Genomic DNA, 19,617 nt, shown 5'->3' on the forward strand with positions numbered 1-19,617 from the left:
ACATCGATTGTAAGGAAAGCGCTTAATCAGAACAATTAAAATAACAGAGGTCTAGTATTAAAAAACATACTTATTCCAAAAGATTGAAAATTCCTTACCCAATTTTAGACCACAAAAAAACCAGCACATGGGCTGGTTTACTCAATTGATCTCTATCTTGATTACCTATTCATTCCAAGAATTTTTTCTGCTTTTTCTCTAAATAACCTTGCTCCATCTTCAGGTGAAATCTTATTAAATAAAATCTGTTCAGATAAATCTTGCAATACTTTTATTACTTCTGCACTGCCCAGTGGATCAGGAGAGTCGGATGCGCTTACATTTCGAGAAGCTTTTTCAACATAATCAAAGATTTTGGTTTCCTCTTCTGCCAATTCCGGCTTGATTGCTTTGACGACCTTCGAAGATACCGGCACTCCACGGTCACCTTTAATTAACTTATTCGCTTCTACATTGTTTACAAAGAAATCGATGAACTTGGCAGCTTCTTCTTTTTGCTTCGAACTCTTTGGAATGGAAAAGAACATACTAGGTCTTAAAAATAAAGCGTTCTCTTTAGCCTGCTCTGGTGGTAGATGAAGTGATAAAGAGCTTTGAGCCGCCTGGGCAAATGCTGAAAATTGATTGGACCAGTTCCAAGTCATTGCTGCTTCTCCTGCAACAATAAATTCATCTTCAAGTCCTTTTATATGTGCTTCGACATCTGGAGTGGGGAAAGCATTGGCATCCACTAATCGAAGCTGCCTTTTGAAGTACTCAATAAATAATTGGTCGTCCGAATAGCCAAGACCGGTACCATCTTCATTGTAAAACCGCTCACCTTGTGTCCTTAAATAATATGGAAAAAATACATGTGCAGGATTCATTCCATTCGTGCCATACTCCCCCGTACCTTTTTGGATATCCAGTGCTATTTTCTCAAATTCGTTCCAGGTCCAGTTTTCATTTTCCACTTTAATGCCGGTTTCATCTAACATATCATCATTGGTTATAACAGTAAGAACATTGGAACCAAGTGTGAACCCGTATAATTTTTCAGCCATCAATCCGCCAGAAATCGCATACTCATCGATTGTGCTTGTTTCAATCGTCCCATCTACTAGATACGGCGTTAAATCCTCGAGCAAATCTTTTTTACCATATTGAAACAGATAGGCTGTATCCATTTGTATAACGTCTGGCAGCTGACTGGCTGCAGCCATTGGCGCAAGCTTCTTCCAGTAATCATCCCAGTTGGCATATTCCGTTATAATTTTCACATTTGGGTTTTTCTTCTCATACATTTCAATCACTTTCATCGTATAATCATGTCTTGGTTGTCCTCCCCACCAGGCGACTCTAAGTGTGACTTTTTTATTTCCATTGACAACACTGCCTTCAGTATCCTCTTCACTGCTTGTACTGCATGCTGTGAAGGAAAGGAGTAACAGTAAACTTACTAATGACAAGCCAAACTTTCTCAAGATTTATCCCCCTTTTGACAAGAGCTTATATCATTCATTCTCCCGCTCTTTGCCAGCGACCCCTAAATTCAGGTAGCTTTTCGGTATTCAGATGGTGTATAGCCAGTGTATTTTTTAAAAACCTGGCTAAAATATTGTGGATTATCACCAAAGCCAATCATTTCCGCAAGTGTTACCATCTTAACATCGTCCATTTCCACTATAAGATCCACTGCCTTTTCAATCCTAAGTTTCGTAAGATAGGCTGAAAATCTTTGCCCCGTTTCTTGCCGAAACAGTTTACCTAGATAATCAGGATTCATATAAAGGATATTATTTGCTACCATTTTAAGGGAAAGATTAGGATTACCCAGATTCTCTTTCACAATGTCTATTACTTTACTAATGACGGAAACCTGTTTGGACTTAAACCTATTATAGTAGTCTATCGTTATTTTTTTTGCGGTTGTTTCGATGTATTCTTGAATTTGCTGCACTGTTTCCATGCCCAACAATGCGGATGTCCCCATAAGGTAGTCTTGCATACTCTCTGTATCAACAGTCTGGACAATGGTCATGTAGAGCTGTATACAATATGATTTTGTCATATGAATACCCATCCGCAAATCAGCCATTTTTTCAAATATACGGGTAAGTTCGTCACCAACATCCTTCAAATGCCCTGACTTGATTTTTAAAACAATCTGCTGTTCATCCATGATAAAATCTTTAGAGAAATCTGTTTGAGCTGGTAAGATATCTTTTTTGCTAATAATACTTCCTTCCCCCAAATAAAAACGGTGCTCCAAACACTCGATTGCTTCACGGTACAAACTTCTGACGTTTTGGACTTTATCCCCATCGCTTATGGCTACAGTGGTATCGCTTTTGTAGTATTGACGAAATAGTTCTCTTATTCTACCAATTTGATCATGAAGCTTTTCCAAATTTTGATTATCTTCGATTAGAAAAAGTTCATATTCCCCAATATTGGTATTTAACAAGGGAGAAGTAAATATTTCTGCGCCAATATTTTTGATCGCAAACAAATGCTCATAAGAAAATTCACCTTCAAGTTTGAAAAGAATCAGCCTGACTTGTTTATTATTCATTTCGGTATCAAAAAGCAGCTGATAGAAGTATAAATCCTCATTTGAATGGTTTTTACTTAACAAGAATTCTGTGAGGTATTGCGCTTTCATATAGGGCCGAGCTTTTTCATATTTCTCACGAAGTTGACGGATAAATGTATCCTGGTCCTTTTTATCCCTTAATTCATTTAGTACATCCCCAAGTGCGGCCGTAATTTTCTCCACATTACATGGCTTTAACAAATAATTCTTGACACCATAATGCATGGCGGTCCTTGCATATTCAAACTCACTGAATCCGGACAATAGAATAAATTTCACCGTTGGATCATTTTCGTAAACCTTCTTTACAAGACTAAGACCATCCATCCCAGGCATTCTGATATCACTGATAACAATGTCAGGCTCATTGGCGACAATTTTTTCATATGCCTCAATCCCGTTTTTCGCCGTTGCCACAAGCTCCAAATCAAGTGCAGCCCAATCGATTGCACTAGAAATGCCTTCAACAATAATCTTTTCGTCGTCTGCTAATAACACTTTGTATGCCATGGTTTCACTCCGTTTGAAAAGGTAGAACCACCGTAATTGCGGTCCCTTTTCCTAAAAGATTTTCAATTCGTAAACCATACTGTTCTCCTGTGAAAAGCTTAATCCTATTATCAATATTATTCAGACCAATTCCTGTTCCTTTCGGCTTCACTGTTCCCTCTTTTACTTTTTGGAGAATAAGGGGGTCTATGCCCGGACCATTATCTTCAACCCGAATAAAAAGCTTGTCCTGTTCCTGATAGGCTTGCAATTTAATCACAGACGTATAGATTGAAGTTTCAACTGCATGTTTGAATGAATTTTCAAGTAGCGGCTGCAGGATTAATTTAGGAATCCTGCATTTCATAAAATCTGAAGGGATATCCAATTGGAATTCCAACCGATCGTCAAACCTGTATTTTTGAATCGTTAAGTAACTAGTAACAATTTCTAGTTCTTCCTCGATTGTGATGATATCTTCTTTAAAATTTATCGAATTTCTCATCAAATTTCCAAGGGCTTCAACCATACTTGAAATCTGCTTCTGTTTGTTGATTATTGCCAGCCAATTAATAGATTCCAACGTATTGTACAAAAAATGGGGATTTATCTGGGACTGTAGTGCTTTAAATTCTGTTTCCTTAATTAAAAGCTGCTTAGAATAATTCTCTTTAATCAACTCATCTATTCTTTGAATCATGGTTTTAAAATTCCGATATAGAACCCCTACCTCATCTTCATAAATCTTAGGGGGATTTAGTGTATTAACGATTGTAAAGTTGCCGTTTTGAACTTTTTGCATGGTACCGGCCAGTTCTAGAATTGGCTTCGTAATTCGACTAAAAAAATTAAAACTAAGTGAAATCAAAATAATGAACATCAACACAAAAACCAACACCAAAGAGTATTTCACAGCCGTTATCTTTGAGAACAGCTCGTTAAATGGAATAATGCTCCAGTATGTCCACCTCTCAAAATCAGTTGTGAAATAATTAACAAAGGATCGTTCCCCTTTGATTTTTTCAATCCCGTATCCTTGATCATTTTCAGAAACGAAATGATAGGTATCTACATCATCCATCCCCTTTTCGGAATAAAAAACGTGATTCCCATCTGAAATGACAATATTTCCTGCTAACTCTCCAGTTGGTTTGGGTAAATCGCTTACAATTGTATCTAAATTAACACGAATCAGAAGTTTGCCGACATTATCGAAGTTAAGGTTCTCATACGAACGTATTAAGCGGACTGAAGTTAAATTCCCGTTATAGCCTTTTATCTCCATCCAATGGTTTTCACCCTCATACTTAACTGCCTGATTAAGAGCACGCTCTTTTTCTGTCGCGTTTAGCGGGTTACTGCTGGAGCCAGCTAAAAATTCTCTTCCTTGTGAATCATATAGATATATGGATTGTATATATTTCTCAGAACCAGCGTATTTCACTAAGAGATCTTCAATTTCCTGTTCGAGACGGTAAAAATCATACTTCTCTACATTTCCTTGAAGTTCTATTAAAATTCTTTGAAGGTTTGGGTCGACGGCTATTTCATAGCTTACTTCTTCGACTTGTTTAAGTTTCTCTTCTATGCTGTTCGAAGACATCATCAACACTTGTGAGGATTTTGCATAGATTTGCTCATCATAAAGGGAAAATGCATAGCGAATGCCTCCCAGTACAAACACCAGTGCGGTCACCATAATCAATGACATGGTAATAAAAAGCTTAACATTCAGCTTTGCATTGTTGTAGATTTTCGTAAAGTACAACCAAATCTTTTTCATGTTAGTTATAAAGCTCCTCAAATTACTTTCTTATTTTATCATAATAAAAAAAGCAAATGGTTCCCATAAAATAACAGACATCATTGTTTAAAAAACAGTGAAATCTGTTTTAACAGAATATAATGAATGTCTTTCTATTCAAATAAACCAGATCATTGAAAAACATTTACTGCTTTATTTACATCTAGCAAAGTAATTTAGAATAATTCCTAAGTTAATTATGCACCTGCTTTATCAAGTCTAACTCTCTTTTCGAATTATTCATTTGAAGAGATTTTTGCAAATGAATCATCTCATTCTGAATATTCAGTAATGCTTCTATTTCAGGATCTTTTTTAATAGACGAAGACTGTCTTCGTCGAGTAGCATTTGCCATCGTTTCACAAACATATAGCATTTGGGAAAGCTTTTCCTCTGAATGAAAAAAGGACACTAGCACAATTAACGAGTAATTGTATTAGTGTCCTTCTTGAATATCGTAAAAGGATCTCCTTATTAGGTGAAAGCAAATTAACGTTGCTACGATTCATGATTTATTTCCCTACACCTTACCTCCCCCCACAATTCCTCAATCTTATTTTAAGAGTTGTTTAGTTTTTCTATAATCTTCAGGTGTATCAATATCCATACCCCAAAATTTGTGATCAAATGAAAGAATTTTTGTATCGTTTTTATATTTATTTATTATTTCTTTACCACCTTGGTCACCCTCTAAATTTAGAAATTCATCATATAAGCTTCTACCAATTAAAATCGGATGACCGAAATTGCCATGATACTGGGGCCGTATAATACGTGTATCTTTACTAAACTGTTCAATCATTGACCGTATGACCAAATCGGGAACAAATGGCTGATCGGCTAAAAAAATGAAGGTGGCATCTGTACGATTCTTAATATTTTCAATCCCTATTTTTAGTGACGATGACATCCCTTTTTCATAGCTAGGGTTATAGATATATTCCACATTTAATAAATCCGAGGATTCGGTTTTAAACGACTGTATGTGTTGGCCCGCTATTAAACAGATTGGCTGAATGTGATTTCTCATTGCTTGTTCAAGTGGATAACGAAAAAGTGGTTTTCCATTTAGGGGCAATAAAAGTTTAGGCTTGCCCATTCGTTTAGACAATCCAGCTGCAAGAATGATAGCTCCGATCTTAGGCATGGATTTTCAATTTCCCTTTTAGTGATTTCCCCTCACGATTGGATCGTACCGCCATCAATTCAGAAACAATACTTATTGCCACTTCTTCCATCGTTTCTGCGCCTATGTCTAGACCAATAGGTGAAAAAATCTCTTTCCCTATGGTTAGGTCCTCTCCTATATTTACTATCATTTCATGTGTTCTTGATACAGGTCCTAAAACACCAATGTATTTCGGATTACTTTTTAGGGCAAGATGGAGAGCCTCTTCATCGCGACTCTGCAAATGATTCATAATAACCCACCATGCATTACTTACATTTTCTGGATTTATATTTTCTGGCAGCTCAACAAGATGATTGGCAGCAGGGAAGTAGCGTTCTTTATTAAATTCACTACGCGGATCTAGAACAGTTACAGAAAATCCTGCTTTTGCAGCAAATTCTACTACAGGTATTGCATCCTTTCCAGCACCTGCTACTATTAATTTTTGGCTTGGACGAATGGCATCAACCACAAATTTCCGCTCTTCCCATTTAACAATTTCAGCTCTCTTCTGTGATTTGAGGCTCTTTAGTGCACTTTCGTACACGACGGAAGGAAGGTATTGACTGTCACCAATGATATCTCCATTTTTTGTGACTATTGCTTTAACTCCTGTTTGTATTTCAATAATAAAGGAAAATTCCTCTTCGTCGTTTAAAAATTTGTCAGTCAACTTCCAAAATGGATCCTCCCTTTTTGCAGGAAGGATGAGAATTTCTAATGCCCCTTTACAGCCAATTCCCAAACTCCAGATTTCGTTGTCACTTAAATCATAGTTTTTCATCATTGGTGTTCCTGTTTTGAGAGCTATTTCAGCATAACCATAAATATCACCTTCTAAGCATCCACCGCTGATTGTTCCTATCATTTCTGCATCCTCTGCCATCATCATTTTTGCGCCTGGCAATCGGTATGCTGATCCATTAACACCAATTAACATAACAATAGAAGCTTTTTTATCCTTTTCCCAAACAGATTTAAGCGCATTCATGATTGTACGAAATTCTATTAATTGTGACATAATCTAGCTCCTCCCTAGTGATGGCGCTTTATTGTTATCATATACTTTTTAAAGAATATTTTCAATTATCTGTTAATTATTAGTATTCCAGATTTGCTTAGTTTAAATAAACAAATAAGCTTTTCCTATTTCAAAAAAAAGGTTTATTTCCATCGATGCGGGTTCAATCTAATTTCTGCTTCACATTAATAGTTTGGATAAGGATAGCACTAGCGAGTAGGAGTATAATACAAAGCCACAGTGTTGATATATAGTTTAGTGAGACACTAAATAAAAACCCTGGAATTAACGAACCAAATGCTGCTCCGATTTGGTGAAAAAAGCTTACCATTCCAAAAGCTGACCCCATTCGGTTGATTCCAAAAATTTTGGAACATACCATTGTAAATGGGGCTATAGTGGCAATATCAGTACACCCATATAAGATTGCAAAAGTAAATAACAGTACAGGTTGATCCGTATTTAGCAATAGTAGTAATGCTATAATCCTAATTATAAATAATATAGAAAGTAATTTTTTATTACTGAATCTATCAGTTATATACCCAACGGCGATTGTACCAACAATATTTGAGATTCCATATACTAGCATAGCATTGCCAACGAGAGACCGAGAATATCCCATACCTTCCCCTAGCGGAACCAAATGGGTATAAATCAAACCAACATCAGTAAATCCACATATAAAATAGGTTGTGATAATGACCCACGTGATTGGATATCGAAATATTGTAAATACGGCATCTTTAGTTGGTTTCTCCTTAATTTTAGTATTGTTGCCTTCATCCAGCTGATCACTTTTCGGGTGGTCTCGAAAAAATAGGGCAAATAGGGGGATTAGAAGTAGAGCATAAACCCCGCCATAAAGGACAAACAGCCATTTCCAGCCAATCTTTTCTATTAAATACACATTTAATGGTGTGCAAATCATCGGACCAGCTGCCATACCTACTACCACAATACTAATCATTAGTCCCTTCTTTTCCTTAAACCACCTTACAATCGCAACGGATACAGTAATGTTTGAGGCAAATCCAAATCCAATAGAGCCTATGAAACCATATAAAATGAATATATGCCAAATACTTTCTGCAAAATATGAACCTAGCAAGCAAAAACTTATTAGAACCATGCTGTAGGTTAAAACTTTACGTGGCCCAATTTTATCTGCAAGTCTCCCAGCAACGACAAGGCTAATACCGTAAATAAAAAGACTAAAGAAAGATACAATGCTTACCGATACGCGACTAACTGAAAAGTATTCTTCCCATGGGGTAACAAAGGTTCCAAAGGTGCCACGGATTCCCAAGGCTGCAAACATAGCAGTAAAAGAAAGGGCAACGATAATATATCCATAATAAAATCTGGGTTTACTTTCTACCACTGTAAGAGCAGCCTTTCCCATATATTCACCCCTTTCCTGCCTGTTTATCTTTTTTCATTTCTATAAAATTTGCTATTAAAGCTCCTCCTGCTAACGCCCATACAGGTGCACTTATATAAAATACACTTATGTTTGACATGGCAATAACAAAGGTAAATGTAACACTCATTATCATGTTTGGTTTTGAAAAGCTTAGATTTAGGCTGGAACCCAAAACGCCAATTAGAGCAATTCCTGCAAGCATTGACACAAAATCGCCCGGTAAGGATTTAATAAAAGGCACCGTCCACCAGGAAAAAATACCGAACAATAAGATAATAGCCCCTGATACTATAGCGGCTATATACCTTTTTTCTTTCAAACCTGTTTCCTCTCCTGAGCAAATAGCTGTCATCATTCCCGCAACATTTGCAGACTGGCCGCCAAACAAATTTGCAAAGAGAGAAAATATTCCACTTAACGTAACGATTCGATTAATGGGAGGCTTATAATTGTTTTGTTCCAATACGCCGATTCCTGGTGCCGCGTCATTGCTCAGGATTAATAAGGCCAAAGGCACTGAAACGGTAAAAACGTTTAAAAGATTAAATTCCGGCAGTTGTAATTGTGGCACCACAAAACCAATTGTACTTCCCGCTGTAGAATCAAAATTATAGGTTAGAAACAAAACGAGGAATCCAGAGAAAACGGCAGCTATCACGGGCGGGACTCGTAATTTCCACTTTGAAAACAAAAAATATGTGAGCAAAGCGGTTCCCCCAATCAGAGGCAGGTGTTGTACAGAAACAATTAATCTTACAACATAGCTTGTAATGATCCCTGCCATCATTGCTGCGATAATTTGCTTTGGAACATATTTCATAAATTTAGAAAATAACCCGAGAATCCCGATTAAAAAGATTAATAGACTTGAAATAATATAGCTGCCTATTAATTGATGGTAAGGTACCTGCGAAGTTATGGTTGCTAAGAAAGCAACACCTGTGATGGAGTGGGCACCTACAATGGGAATCCCATAATATATTGGAACCACAATACTAAAAAGTCCTCCAAAAAAATAGACGGAAAACATCCAAAAAATTGTTTGAGCATCTGAAAAATTGCCACTTGCTGCTGCTTCTAATATAATCACGGGCGGACCAGTGACTGCAAGTAATCCAGAAACAATACCCGACGAAAGATTCTGGGGATGAATCGATGCCATTGATTGTTGTAATGAAGGTAATTTTAGCGGATGTAAATCGCCCTTCCTCATTTTATATACCCCCAAACATATTAAATAACAAAGAGGCAAATTCCTATCTTTGCCTCTTTGTTTCCTATATTTTAACTATTCCGAATTTTTATTCAAGAAAATCTGCAGTGAAGAACTCGTTTTGTTTCCATTCGCCATCTTTAACTTCCATTAAAGCATAGGAAGCTAATACATTACCGTGTTTGTCAAAGTCAATTGGACCAGAGGCACCTTGATAGTCAATATCGTTTCCTGCACGTAGTTCCTTAAGTCCTTCTTCAAAGGTCGTAACTACCTTGCCTGGAGGGTTCGTGACTTCACGGATTTTTTTATTAATCGCACTGCCACTTGCTTCACCCGCTGCTTCCATAGCCAAAGCAGAAGCAATTAATAGGTCATACGTATTGGCATTATAGTATCCGCCAGATGGTTTAGCGTTAAACTTGGACTCGTAATCCTTATTGAATCGCTTGAAGCCTTCATTGTTTTCATCTTCCATTGGAATAATGGTCTTAATTCCTTCCGCGATATCCTTACCAATAACATCAATAAATTCTTGTACAGCAACGTCTGGTGTTACATACCATTCCCAATTATAACCTCTTTGCTTTGCTGATTTAAAAATAGTAGGTGCAGTGTCAATCGCACCAGAGTAATATACTAATTTTGGATTCGCATCGGCGATCTTTTTCAATTCACCATTGTACGTATTCTGACCTGTATTAAAGGTTACCTCTGCTAAAATCTTACCACCCAAACTTTCATACGTTTCTCTAAATCTCTCAACATCACTTTGGGCACCTTCATAGTTTCCTACCATAACAGCTATTTCTTTAATACCGCTCTCTATCAATACCTTTGCGCGAACCTCCCCAATCGTTGAATCCGATGCGGCTGTCCGGAATGCAAAATTCCCACCAACCTCATCAAGTTCTGTTGAGCCTGCAAAAGCGGACATAATCGGCACTTTTGATTTTGGCGCTTCTTTTAATAAAGCAAGCATAGATTCAGTTTCGGGTCCAATCGCTGCAACAGCCTTATCTGCGTTGACCAGCTTTTGATACCCTTTAATCGACCCTTCAACAGTAGAAGCTGTATCTACGTCGATAATATTAATTTTCTTCCCTTCTAAGATTCCACCTGCGGCGTTAATTTCATCTTTTGCCAACAAAATAGAATTGATATTCTCCTTTGTAAACGCTCCAAGCCAGCCAGTAAGCCCTGATAAAAATCCAACGTTAATATCACCACCACTGCTTGAGCCACTATTTCCTGAACTTCCTGTAGAGCTTGCGCACCCAGTCATAACCGTTAATGCCGTACAAATGGATATAGCAGCCATCGATACTTTCTTCATTACTTTCTCCCCCTTAGTGGCCCAAGAATAATTCTTCGAAATTTTCTTCTTCCAAAAACTGTTTTCCAGTCCGTTCCATCTTAATGATTCCAGAGTCCATTAAATAAACACGATCAGCATGCTTTAGCACTTCTTTTGGATTTTCCTCAACGACCCATATTACAGTTGTGCCTTTATCACGAATTTCAACAATCATATCGATTAACCCTTGAATAATTTGAGGAGCCAATCCGGTTATGGGTTCATCTAGGAGAAGAAATTTAGGGTTCACAATCAATGCACTTGCTAAGGCTAACATCTGTCTTTCTCCGCCGCTTAACGTTCCAGCTTTCTGATTAATCCGTTCTTGTAGGCGGGGAAACATCTCAAACATCTCATCTATTTTTTTCTTAGGTTTTTTTAGCGTGTACGCACCCATTTCAAGATTCTCAAAAACAGTTAATTCCGCAAAGACATTTTTTCGCTGTGGAACATATCCTAAGCCCATCTTTGAAATATCACTTGGGGATACATTGTCAATCCGCTTCCCTTGAAATGAAATCGAACCACTCATCACAGGAAGCAAACCGCTAATGGTATGCATTAAGGTTGTTTTCCCGGCACCATTAGAACCAATAATTCCCACCATCTCCCCCTGATTTACATGGAGACTGAGCCCATGTAAAATGGGGATTTTTCCATAACCCGAAACAACATCTTTTACTTCAAGAAAGCTCATTTTAACTCGCCCCCAAGTATACAGATTTAACCTTTTCATTATTGGAAATTTCTTCTGGAGTACCTGACGCGATTAGCTCTCCATTTGCAAGACAATAGATCCGGTCACATATCCGATAGATAAAACCTAGATTATGGTCAATTACAAGAAAAGTCATTCCTTCACTTCTAAGTCTTAAGATATGTTGTACCATTTTATCAAGCATGCTTGGATTTACACCTGATGCGGGTTCATCCAAAAGCATGATTTTTGGATTTGCCATTAACTGGCGGCATAATTCCAGCAATTTCAATTCTGCCGCACTTAAATTTTCAGCAAGTTCATTTCGTTTTTCATATAAATTAAATTGCCGGAGCAGCGCGCAAACCTTATCATAATGTTCTCGCTCTGTGCGGATAATTTTCTTCTTTTTATAAAAAATAGAAAACAATCCTTCGCTTTCATTGGGAGGTACTACCATTAAGTTTTCTAGTAAAGTTAATTTTGAAAACCCTACTGGAGTCTGAAAAGTCCTTAATAGCCCTTTTCCCACTACAGTCTCTGGAGTAGAGGTATCAATTTTTTCATCCAAGAAGGAGATTTCACCAGAATTTGAAGGCATAAATAAACTAATCATATTAAAAAGGGTTGTTTTTCCTGCTCCATTAGGACCGATTAGTCCAACAATTTCCCCTTTATTAACCTCCAGCGTTACATTTTTAACCGCCTGAACGCCTCCAAAGTTTTTACTCAGCTCCTTGACTTGCAGCATTTTTTCCTACTCCCTTCGGTTCAAGGATTAACGAATTATCATGGAACTTGAATAGCTTCTCAACAGATTTAAACTTTTCAGCGATCAATCCCTGTGGAAGGAAGCGTAGTACAAGAATCAACATCATACCAGAGACAAATTGTCTTAACCCTGCTAATACAACACTATATTCAGCTGGTACTGGAATAAAGCGTGTCGCTTCTTGAACAAGGATGAGTACGAAGGCACCAATAACAGCTCCACGATTATTTCCGATCCCACCCAATACAAGTGCTGTCCAGACCGTAAACGTAATAGCAGAAGTAAACATATTCGGTGCAATGATCGACATGTACCAAACATAAAAGCAGCCAACTAAGCCAACCATCGAACTACTTAAAACAAACACTTTTAGCTTTGTGGCAAATATTTTCTTTCCTATCGATTGCGTTACGATTTCATTTTCACGAATAGCCCTCATATAACGACCCATTGGAGAATCGGCCAGTCTTTGGGCAAAGAAATAAAATATGGCCAAACTTAGTAGAACTAAACCTGTGAAAAATAACATGTAATTTGCACCAGGAATGAATTCTTGAAACGGCTTTTCTAGACCAAAAAATCCGATGTTTCCATTTGTTAACCATTCTTCATTTCCAGCAACAATTCTAATGATTTCAGCAAAAGCGAACGTTGTAATTAAAAGATATTCACTCTGTAAACGAAGTGAGGTATAGCCAATAAATAAGCTTAGTAACCCTGTGATGATGACCGAACCAATAACACCCGCGATCATTGGAAGCCCAAGTCCCTCAGGAGCATCTATCGTAAGCAATGTGTAGGAGTATGCACCCACTGCGAAATAACCGACAACCCCTAAATCCCAAAGCCCCAGTAGTCCGCCATTTACATTTAATGCCACCGCAAGCATGGCATAAATTCCGCCTAATGCAATGAGACCTGATAAGAAAACTAGTATCTCCATTTAATGTGCACCACCCTTTGACAGTCCTTGAGGACGAATTAAAAGGACAAGAATCACAATAACGAATGCTATGGCTGTTCTGTATGAGGTAGGGACGATCATTGTGCTAACATCCATACTCAGCCCGATAATTAATGCAGCAAGCATCGTACCGTATAAATTCCCCATACCTCCGACAATCACGACTGACATGATGATCAAAATCTGCTGCCATCCTAACTCCATATTAAGAGTACCGGACATGGCCAGTAGAATGCCCGCTAGTCCTGCCAATCCCGATGATAGTAGCCAAACATAATTGGATAGTTTCTTAGAATTTATTCCCCTTAATTGTGCTAGATCTCGATTTTCTGCCATTGCTCTGAAACCTTTGCCATTTTTCGTTTTTGTTAAAATAAAATGTAGACCAACCACACATACCACCGAGATAACAATAATCAACAATTCCTGATAAGAGAGAATCTGGCTGCCAAACACTTCAATCATATTGCTCGTCTCAAGTCCAAATGTTCGAATTTGCGGACCCACTATTGCCTGAACAATACCGTAAATTACCCAAGAGAGACCTATGGAAGTAAATAGCAATACTAGAATTCCACTTTTCCGCACTGGAAAATAGAATACTTTAGCTAACAATAGCCCTAACACAGCGGTAGCGATGACGGAAAGGACCATTGCTAATGCAAATGGAAGGTTGAGTACGCTTTTGAAAAGATAGGCCATATAGGCCCCAATTAAAAGCATTTGACCATGTGCTATATTTAAGAAATTTTCTGTTTTCCAAACCATCGAGAAACCAATGGAAGCAATGATTAAGATACAACCAGTAATGATTCCATATATAACGTATTCCATCTTCAGCCTCCCTCTACTTTCTGTATACATGGTTTTTTCTATTTAATGGTCAAGGGTCAAGGGTCAGATCCTTTAATAAGGCTATTCTCACCCTTGATTTGATATTTTTTATTATCACTGTGCATATGTTGTTTTCCTGTTAAAAAAATTTCTAAAAAGCATTCATGATTTTGCTTATTTTAATACACTTTCTGCATTTTCCGCTTCTTCTATTAAACTTCTTAATTTATTTGGGCTAATTGGGAGAGTGTTGATTTCTATCTTTAATGGCCTCATCGCATCACAAACAGCATTGGCGATTGCAGCAGGCGGGCTGATGGCACCACCTTCTCCCACCCCTTTAATCCCCATCGGATTGTGTGGAGAGAGAAACTCTTGGTGACCCATTTCAACTTCAGGGACCTCCATGGCAGTAGGGATTAAATAATCCATATAGGTACCGGTCACCAATTGACCGTTTTTATCGTAAATAATCTCTTCATAAAGAGCACCGCCAATACCCTGTGCAACTCCACCTTGAATTTGACCATCAACTATCTTAGGATTTATGACCCGGCCACAATCATGAACGACAATATAACGCAAAATATCGACAAATCCTGTTTCCTTATCAACCTCCACAACTGCTACGTGAAAGCCAGAAGAAAATGTCACGGTTGGTGGTACAAAGTAATAGGTTGCACTTGCACCTGGTTCGATTCCTTTTGGAACCTTGCAGCGAGGGCCAGGTTTAGCTGCCTGAGCAATTTCCTGTAATGTAACAAATTGGGAAGGCGAAAGTTTTACATATACTTTACCGTTTTGCATTTCCAATTCATCGATTGTAACTCCAAGCATTTCCCCTGCTATTAATAGGAACTTTTCTTTTAATTGTTTGGAAGCACCATGAACCGCTGATCCAGCTGTAACAGCACCCCTGCTAGCAAATGTCCCCACACCATATGGAAGCAGACTTGTATCTCCTGCCCGTACGGATACTTGCTCCGGATTTACGCCGAACACATCGGCACAAATTTGGGAGAGAGTGGTTTCATGACTTTGACCGTGTGGACTAGAGCCAACCCCAACCAAAATATGTCCGGTTGAGTCAACTTTTACTGCAGCACCTTCAAACGGACCAATACCTGTTCCTTCAATATAAGACGAAAAACCAATTCCAATATTTTTGTTATTTTTTCTGACTTCTTCTTGTTGTTGACGGAATTCTTCATATCCAGCTATTTTCATCGCTTGCTGTAAAGATTTTACGTAATCGCCATTTTCAAGTACCATATTTGCTCCATCACGGTAAAAAATACCTGTTTCATACGGCATTTGTTCAGGACGAACGAAATTTCTCATTGATACTTCCACTGGGTCAAGATTTAACTTGTCAGCAATCATATAAATGATTCGGTCCATAACATACACAGCCTCAGGTCTCCCTGCCCCGCGATAAGGTACGTTAGGTGTCTTATTTGTTAAGACGATTCGACCAGTAATGTCATAATTTGGTATATGATACATCCCCCGCAAATGGGCTGCTGAGTTATAGGCACAACATAGAGCAAATGAGTTATGTGCTCCATTATCTAAGAGGAACTGATCTTTCAATCCAAGAATGGTTCCATCATTTCTAAACGCCACTTCAACGTCATGTACCTGATCACGCGAATGTCTAGTACTCTGCATATGCTCAAGACGATCTTCAATCCACTTAACTGGACGTTTGTATTTCATCGCAAGATAAGGAATCATAATTTCCTCTGGATAGACCGCACATTTCGGACCGAATCCACCGCCGACATCCGGCGCAACAACACGTATATTGCCCTCGACCAACCCAACTAGCTTTGAAAGATAGGACCGAACCATAAATGGTACTTGAGTAGATGACCAAACATCAAGTTGTTGATTCCGTTCTTGGTACTCAGCAATTACTCCTCTAGTCTCAAGCGGATTTCCCGAAACTCTTGGAGTTTTTATTCTTGTTTTTATTATGTGATTTGCCTGCCTAAAAGCATGGGTAGTATCTCCAACCTTTACCTGAAAATGTGATTGAATATTATTACCAAGCTCTGGATGGATAACGGGTGCGTTTTCCTTTATGGTTTCATAAGGATCTGTAACAACAGGCAGGGGCTCATAGTCGATTTTAATCAATGCTAGTGCATCCTCAGCAACATACCGGTCTTCAGCTAATACAATGGCAACCGCTTGACCGACAAACGTTACCTTATCTTCTGCTAACATTGGTTCAGGGTTTTTCTTAATCGTGGGTTTTATATCAGCTTCTAGCTGTGGAGGCAAGGTGAATTCTACAAATTCAGTGAAAGGTTTTACTTTTCCTTTTAAATCAGCTGCAACGATGACATCAAGGACACCCTCAAAATCTTTTGCCTGGGAAAGTTCAATGTTTTTTATCTTTGCATGTGCATAAGGGCTCCTGAGAATAGCTGCTTCCACCATATTTTCTATTCGAATATCAGCTACAAACCTTCCAGAACCAGTAAGCAGCCGATGATCCTCTTTTCTTTTTACATTTTGTCCAACAAATTGCTTCACGCTCGGGTCCCTCCTTTGGTTAACATTTGAGTACGTATGCCTCTTTCACAGCTTTAATAATATTGCTGTATCCCGTACAACGGCAAAGGTTACCTGAGATCGCTTCTCGGATTTCATCATCTGTTGGTAGGTCCGGATGAGTTTCCATGAAGTTTTTTACAGACATTAGAAAACCTGGAGTACAAAATCCACATTGTAAGGCATGATTATTAGCAAATGCTTGTTGGATTGGATGGAAGGTACCATCTTCTTCAGCAAGTGATTCCACGGTCTCAACTTCTAAGCCATCAGCCTGAACAGCAAGCATTAAGCAGGATCGGACAGGCTCACCATTTAGTAATACCGTACACGCTCCACAAACACCATGTTCACAACCCACATGAGTTCCGGTCAGACCAAGTTTATCCCGCAAAAAGTCTGATAATAGCCATCGAGACTCAACCTCTTTTTCTATCACTTCACCATTTATTTTAATTTTGACATTACAATAGCTCATACGAATACTCCTTCCCTGGCTCGTGCAATCGCTTTATATAATGCCCTTTCTAGTAAAACACCTGATAAATATCTGCGATATTCCTTCGAGCCATGGATATCTCCTTCTGGATCCAAATCACCTAATTGAAGAGTAGCAGCTTCTTTAAGAATGGAATCGTCAGGCATTTTACCTATTAAAAATCCCTCTACAGCTTCTGGGATAAAAGGGACTGAATTTGCACCACCTAAAGCGATTTTTGCATCCGCTATGGTCCCATCTGCTTCAAGCTCTACGACGGCCGCCACCTCAACTAGAGCAAAATCCCCGTGTCTCCTAGCAACCTCTTCAAACGCGTAGCCACTACCTTTTTTGATTTTTGGAAAGCGAATTTCCTTAATAAGCTGATTTGGCTCGAGGGACGTTAATAAATAACTTAGGAAAAATTCTTCAGGTGATACGGTTATTTCTTCCTCCCTAGACATAATAACGATTTCTCCTCTTAAGGCCGTTAACATACATGGCAGCTCAGCTGATGGATCTGCATGGGCGATGCTTCCGCCTATCGTGCCTCTTGATCTGATTTGATTATGTCCTACCCACGTGATCCCTTCTGTTAGAAGTGGACATTTTTCCCGAACTAGTGCTGACTTTTCTACATCAACATGTCGAGTCATTCCGCCGATCACGATTACATCTTCTTCTTCTCTGATTCCTTTCAATTCTTCTACTCGGCCAATATCTATTATGTAGCCAGGTGTTGAAAGCCTCATGTTTAATAATGGAATTAAACTTTGGCCTCCAGACATAATCTTGGCGTCGTCTCCATATTCAGCCAACATATCAAGAGCTTCTTGGAGACTATTTGGTCTTAGATAGGAGAACTTTGGGGGCTTCATTATGATGACCTCCTTTTACTTGGTTCATTTTTTCAATTAATATTTTCCTGATAATAAGCTTCCAGCGTTAGGAACAAAAGTTTCTAGCTCCAATTGCTTCAATATTTTATAGACGGTTGAAGTGGCTGCGGTCAATACTGGCAGTCCTAGCTCATCTTCGACCGTTTGGACTGCTGGAAGAGATGGCATTTGTACACATGCAGAAAGAACGACCGCATCAGCACCTTGAATATTTAACTTTTTTGCAATCTCAGAAAGATTTTTTGGATCTAATCTCCCAACTTCCAAATTGTCAGGGACCTCGAGGCTGATCGAATCAATCACTTCGATTCCACTTTGTTCCAAATAATCAATTACCATCTGAGTTAAAGGTTTCATGTATGGGGTAATAATCGAGACTTTCCTTGCATTTATGGTTTTTATGCCCTCCACTAATGCCCCAGCACTGCTGATTACCGGTGCTGCGCCACCGTTGTCAACTGTTGCACCGTACAACCTTTTTTCCGAGCTTAGATGATAGCCTGCACCTTGGCACATTATCGCCACCAAACAAGCATAGGCAAGTACATCACAGCGGGCATCAGATAATTCCACTGCACATCTGTCACTTTCTACATCCATTTTTGATAATTCTTCTTTTGAAACATGCTTCATTCTCATTCGACTGGAGTGAAAGGTGAAAGAAGCCTCAGAATATTCCTTCATTTTAGCGTGCAACATGGCTGGAATCTCAGTTTCCATTGTTGTATTAGAGCTTGGGACAATCAGTCCAACTCGATAATGTCTTGTCATTCTTTTTACAACCACCTTTAATTTAGTGTAGGTAGATTTGCTTTTATGGAGATTCAACTAATTATAAATGCTATATTCGAAGAGTATTATTCAATGTTAATGGCAGAATCTACAGTGGATTCAATTGGTGCAGATTTTACCGCTTTTTGAATATCCTTAAAAAACTTTCCGGCTAAAAATTTCGCCACCCCGCCAAGAACTCGGTTTCCGACACTTGCAATGGTACCGCCTATTTCCGCATCACAGTTCCATTCAAGTCTAGATCCGCCATCTGCCTCAAATAATCGGCAATGCATTTTTGCTTCTACATGACCAGGAGTTCCACTGCCAGATGCATGAAGAATATAATAGTTTGGTTTATCTACACCTTCAATTTTTACTTTTCCTACATATTCTCCCTTGACTGCAGCCACGCCCAATTTTAAAACTACATCGTATTCACCATTTTCTTTTAAGACCAATTCATGACAGCCAGGAATGACTTTTTTCAAAATTTCCTCATCTAGAAGTGAATTCCATAACTGATTTACATCCATTGAAAATTTTGCTTCTCCTTCAAGATTCATCTATTCAAACACCCCTTG

At 38.5% G+C, this 19,617-nt stretch carries 18 protein-coding genes; all 18 read right to left on the minus strand.

Features of this window, described 5'->3' with window-relative positions:
- Positions 1–161 precede the first annotated feature (161 nt).
- The gene (locus F4694_RS18375; RefSeq protein WP_179600611.1) at positions 162–1,463 is read right to left on the minus strand and encodes an ABC transporter substrate-binding protein; all 1,302 of its coding nucleotides are present in this window, start codon (positions 1,461–1,463) and stop codon (positions 162–164) included.
- Positions 1,464–1,531: 68 nt separating this feature from the next.
- Positions 1,532–3,085, minus strand: coding sequence for a response regulator transcription factor (locus tag F4694_RS32700; protein ID WP_179600613.1), 1,554 nt, complete (start codon positions 3,083–3,085; stop codon positions 1,532–1,534).
- A 4-nt stretch (positions 3,086–3,089) separates the two neighbouring features.
- Complete coding sequence (locus F4694_RS18385) at positions 3,090–4,847, minus strand: cache domain-containing sensor histidine kinase (protein WP_179600615.1); 1,758 nt, start codon at positions 4,845–4,847, stop codon at positions 3,090–3,092.
- 214 nt (positions 4,848–5,061) lie between these two features.
- Positions 5,062–5,223: a hypothetical protein gene (locus F4694_RS31805; RefSeq protein WP_218895739.1), complete on the minus strand. Its 162-nt coding sequence runs from the start codon at positions 5,221–5,223 to the stop codon at positions 5,062–5,064.
- A gap of 198 nt (positions 5,224–5,421) precedes the next feature.
- The gene (locus tag F4694_RS18390; RefSeq protein ID WP_179600617.1) at positions 5,422–6,015 is read right to left on the minus strand and encodes a nucleotidyltransferase family protein; all 594 of its coding nucleotides are present in this window, start codon (positions 6,013–6,015) and stop codon (positions 5,422–5,424) included.
- Positions 6,008–7,060 carry an XdhC family protein gene (locus F4694_RS18395; protein WP_179600619.1) on the minus strand — a complete coding sequence of 351 codons (1,053 nt, stop codon included), beginning with the start codon at positions 7,058–7,060 and terminating at the stop codon, positions 6,008–6,010. The genes F4694_RS18390 and F4694_RS18395 overlap by 8 nt, the downstream gene beginning before the upstream one ends.
- 163 nt (positions 7,061–7,223) lie before the next feature.
- The gene (locus tag F4694_RS18400) at positions 7,224–8,465 is read right to left on the minus strand and encodes an MFS transporter (protein ID WP_179600621.1); all 1,242 of its coding nucleotides are present in this window, start codon (positions 8,463–8,465) and stop codon (positions 7,224–7,226) included.
- 4 nt (positions 8,466–8,469) lie between these two features.
- Positions 8,470–9,699: a benzoate/H(+) symporter BenE family transporter gene (locus F4694_RS18405; RefSeq protein WP_257029301.1), complete on the minus strand. Its 1,230-nt coding sequence runs from the start codon at positions 9,697–9,699 to the stop codon at positions 8,470–8,472.
- An 88-nt stretch (positions 9,700–9,787) separates the two neighbouring features.
- Positions 9,788–11,035, minus strand: a complete 1,248-nt coding sequence (locus F4694_RS18410; RefSeq protein ID WP_179600622.1) for an ABC transporter substrate-binding protein — start codon at positions 11,033–11,035, stop codon at positions 9,788–9,790.
- Positions 11,036–11,048: 13 nt separating this feature from the next.
- A complete protein-coding gene (locus tag F4694_RS18415) occupies positions 11,049–11,753 on the minus strand; it encodes an ABC transporter ATP-binding protein (RefSeq protein ID WP_179600624.1) in 705 nt (234 codons plus the stop codon).
- Position 11,754: 1 nt separating this feature from the next.
- A complete protein-coding gene (locus tag F4694_RS18420; protein WP_179600626.1) occupies positions 11,755–12,504 on the minus strand; it encodes an ABC transporter ATP-binding protein in 750 nt (249 codons plus the stop codon).
- Complete coding sequence (locus F4694_RS18425; RefSeq protein WP_179600628.1) at positions 12,479–13,468, minus strand: branched-chain amino acid ABC transporter permease; 990 nt, start codon at positions 13,466–13,468, stop codon at positions 12,479–12,481. The genes F4694_RS18420 and F4694_RS18425 overlap by 26 nt, the downstream gene beginning before the upstream one ends.
- Positions 13,469–14,323: a branched-chain amino acid ABC transporter permease gene (locus F4694_RS18430; RefSeq protein WP_179600630.1), complete on the minus strand. Its 855-nt coding sequence runs from the start codon at positions 14,321–14,323 to the stop codon at positions 13,469–13,471.
- Positions 14,324–14,497: 174 nt separating this feature from the next.
- On the minus strand, positions 14,498–16,867 hold the full coding sequence (locus tag F4694_RS18435) for a xanthine dehydrogenase family protein molybdopterin-binding subunit (protein WP_179600632.1): 2,370 nt from the start codon (positions 16,865–16,867) through the stop codon (positions 14,498–14,500).
- A gap of 19 nt (positions 16,868–16,886) precedes the next feature.
- On the minus strand, positions 16,887–17,363 hold the full coding sequence (locus F4694_RS18440) for a (2Fe-2S)-binding protein (protein WP_179600634.1): 477 nt from the start codon (positions 17,361–17,363) through the stop codon (positions 16,887–16,889).
- Positions 17,360–18,241, minus strand: coding sequence for an FAD binding domain-containing protein (locus F4694_RS18445; RefSeq protein WP_179600636.1), 882 nt, complete (start codon positions 18,239–18,241; stop codon positions 17,360–17,362). The genes F4694_RS18440 and F4694_RS18445 overlap by 4 nt, the downstream gene beginning before the upstream one ends.
- A gap of 36 nt (positions 18,242–18,277) precedes the next feature.
- Entirely contained in the window at positions 18,278–19,033 is a 756-nt protein-coding gene (locus F4694_RS18450; protein ID WP_179600638.1) for a maleate cis-trans isomerase family protein, read from the minus strand.
- An 86-nt stretch (positions 19,034–19,119) separates the two neighbouring features.
- Entirely contained in the window at positions 19,120–19,599 is a 480-nt protein-coding gene (locus F4694_RS18455) for an SRPBCC family protein (protein WP_179600640.1), read from the minus strand.
- Positions 19,600–19,617 lie beyond the last annotated feature (18 nt).

Origin of the sequence: Neobacillus driksii, assembly GCF_013409995.1 — a bacterium.
Lineage (GTDB): Bacteria > Bacillota > Bacilli > Bacillales > Cytobacillaceae > Neobacillus > Neobacillus driksii.

Excerpts from the sequence above, each read along its gene's own strand:
- F4694_RS18455 (WP_179600640.1), bottom strand. The coding sequence starts at position 19,599 with ATGAATCTTGAAGGAGAAGCAAAATTTTCAATGGATGTAAATCAGTTA.
- F4694_RS18410 (WP_179600622.1), bottom strand. The coding sequence starts at position 11,035 with ATGAAGAAAGTATCGATGGCTGCTATATCCATTTGTACGGCATTAACG.
- F4694_RS18400 (WP_179600621.1), bottom strand. The coding sequence starts at position 8,465 with ATGGGAAAGGCTGCTCTTACAGTGGTAGAAAGTAAACCCAGATTTTAT.
- F4694_RS18415 (WP_179600624.1), bottom strand. The coding sequence starts at position 11,753 with ATGAGCTTTCTTGAAGTAAAAGATGTTGTTTCGGGTTATGGAAAAATC.
- F4694_RS18425 (WP_179600628.1), bottom strand. The coding sequence starts at position 13,468 with ATGGAGATACTAGTTTTCTTATCAGGTCTCATTGCATTAGGCGGAATT.
- F4694_RS18405 (WP_257029301.1), bottom strand. The coding sequence starts at position 9,699 with ATGAGGAAGGGCGATTTACATCCGCTAAAATTACCTTCATTACAACAA.
- F4694_RS18440 (WP_179600634.1), bottom strand. The coding sequence starts at position 17,363 with ATGAGCTATTGTAATGTCAAAATTAAAATAAATGGTGAAGTGATAGAA.
- F4694_RS18450 (WP_179600638.1), bottom strand. The coding sequence starts at position 19,033 with ATGACAAGACATTATCGAGTTGGACTGATTGTCCCAAGCTCTAATACA.
- F4694_RS18385 (WP_179600615.1), bottom strand. The coding sequence starts at position 4,847 with ATGAAAAAGATTTGGTTGTACTTTACGAAAATCTACAACAATGCAAAG.
- F4694_RS18445 (WP_179600636.1), bottom strand. The coding sequence starts at position 18,241 with ATGAAGCCCCCAAAGTTCTCCTATCTAAGACCAAATAGTCTCCAAGAA.
- F4694_RS32700 (WP_179600613.1), bottom strand. The coding sequence starts at position 3,085 with ATGGCATACAAAGTGTTATTAGCAGACGACGAAAAGATTATTGTTGAA.
- F4694_RS18395 (WP_179600619.1), bottom strand. The coding sequence starts at position 7,060 with ATGTCACAATTAATAGAATTTCGTACAATCATGAATGCGCTTAAATCT.
- F4694_RS18420 (WP_179600626.1), bottom strand. The coding sequence starts at position 12,504 with ATGCTGCAAGTCAAGGAGCTGAGTAAAAACTTTGGAGGCGTTCAGGCG.
- F4694_RS18390 (WP_179600617.1), bottom strand. The coding sequence starts at position 6,015 with ATGCCTAAGATCGGAGCTATCATTCTTGCAGCTGGATTGTCTAAACGA.
- F4694_RS31805 (WP_218895739.1), bottom strand. The coding sequence starts at position 5,223 with ATGGCAAATGCTACTCGACGAAGACAGTCTTCGTCTATTAAAAAAGAT.
- F4694_RS18430 (WP_179600630.1), bottom strand. The coding sequence starts at position 14,323 with ATGGAATACGTTATATATGGAATCATTACTGGTTGTATCTTAATCATT.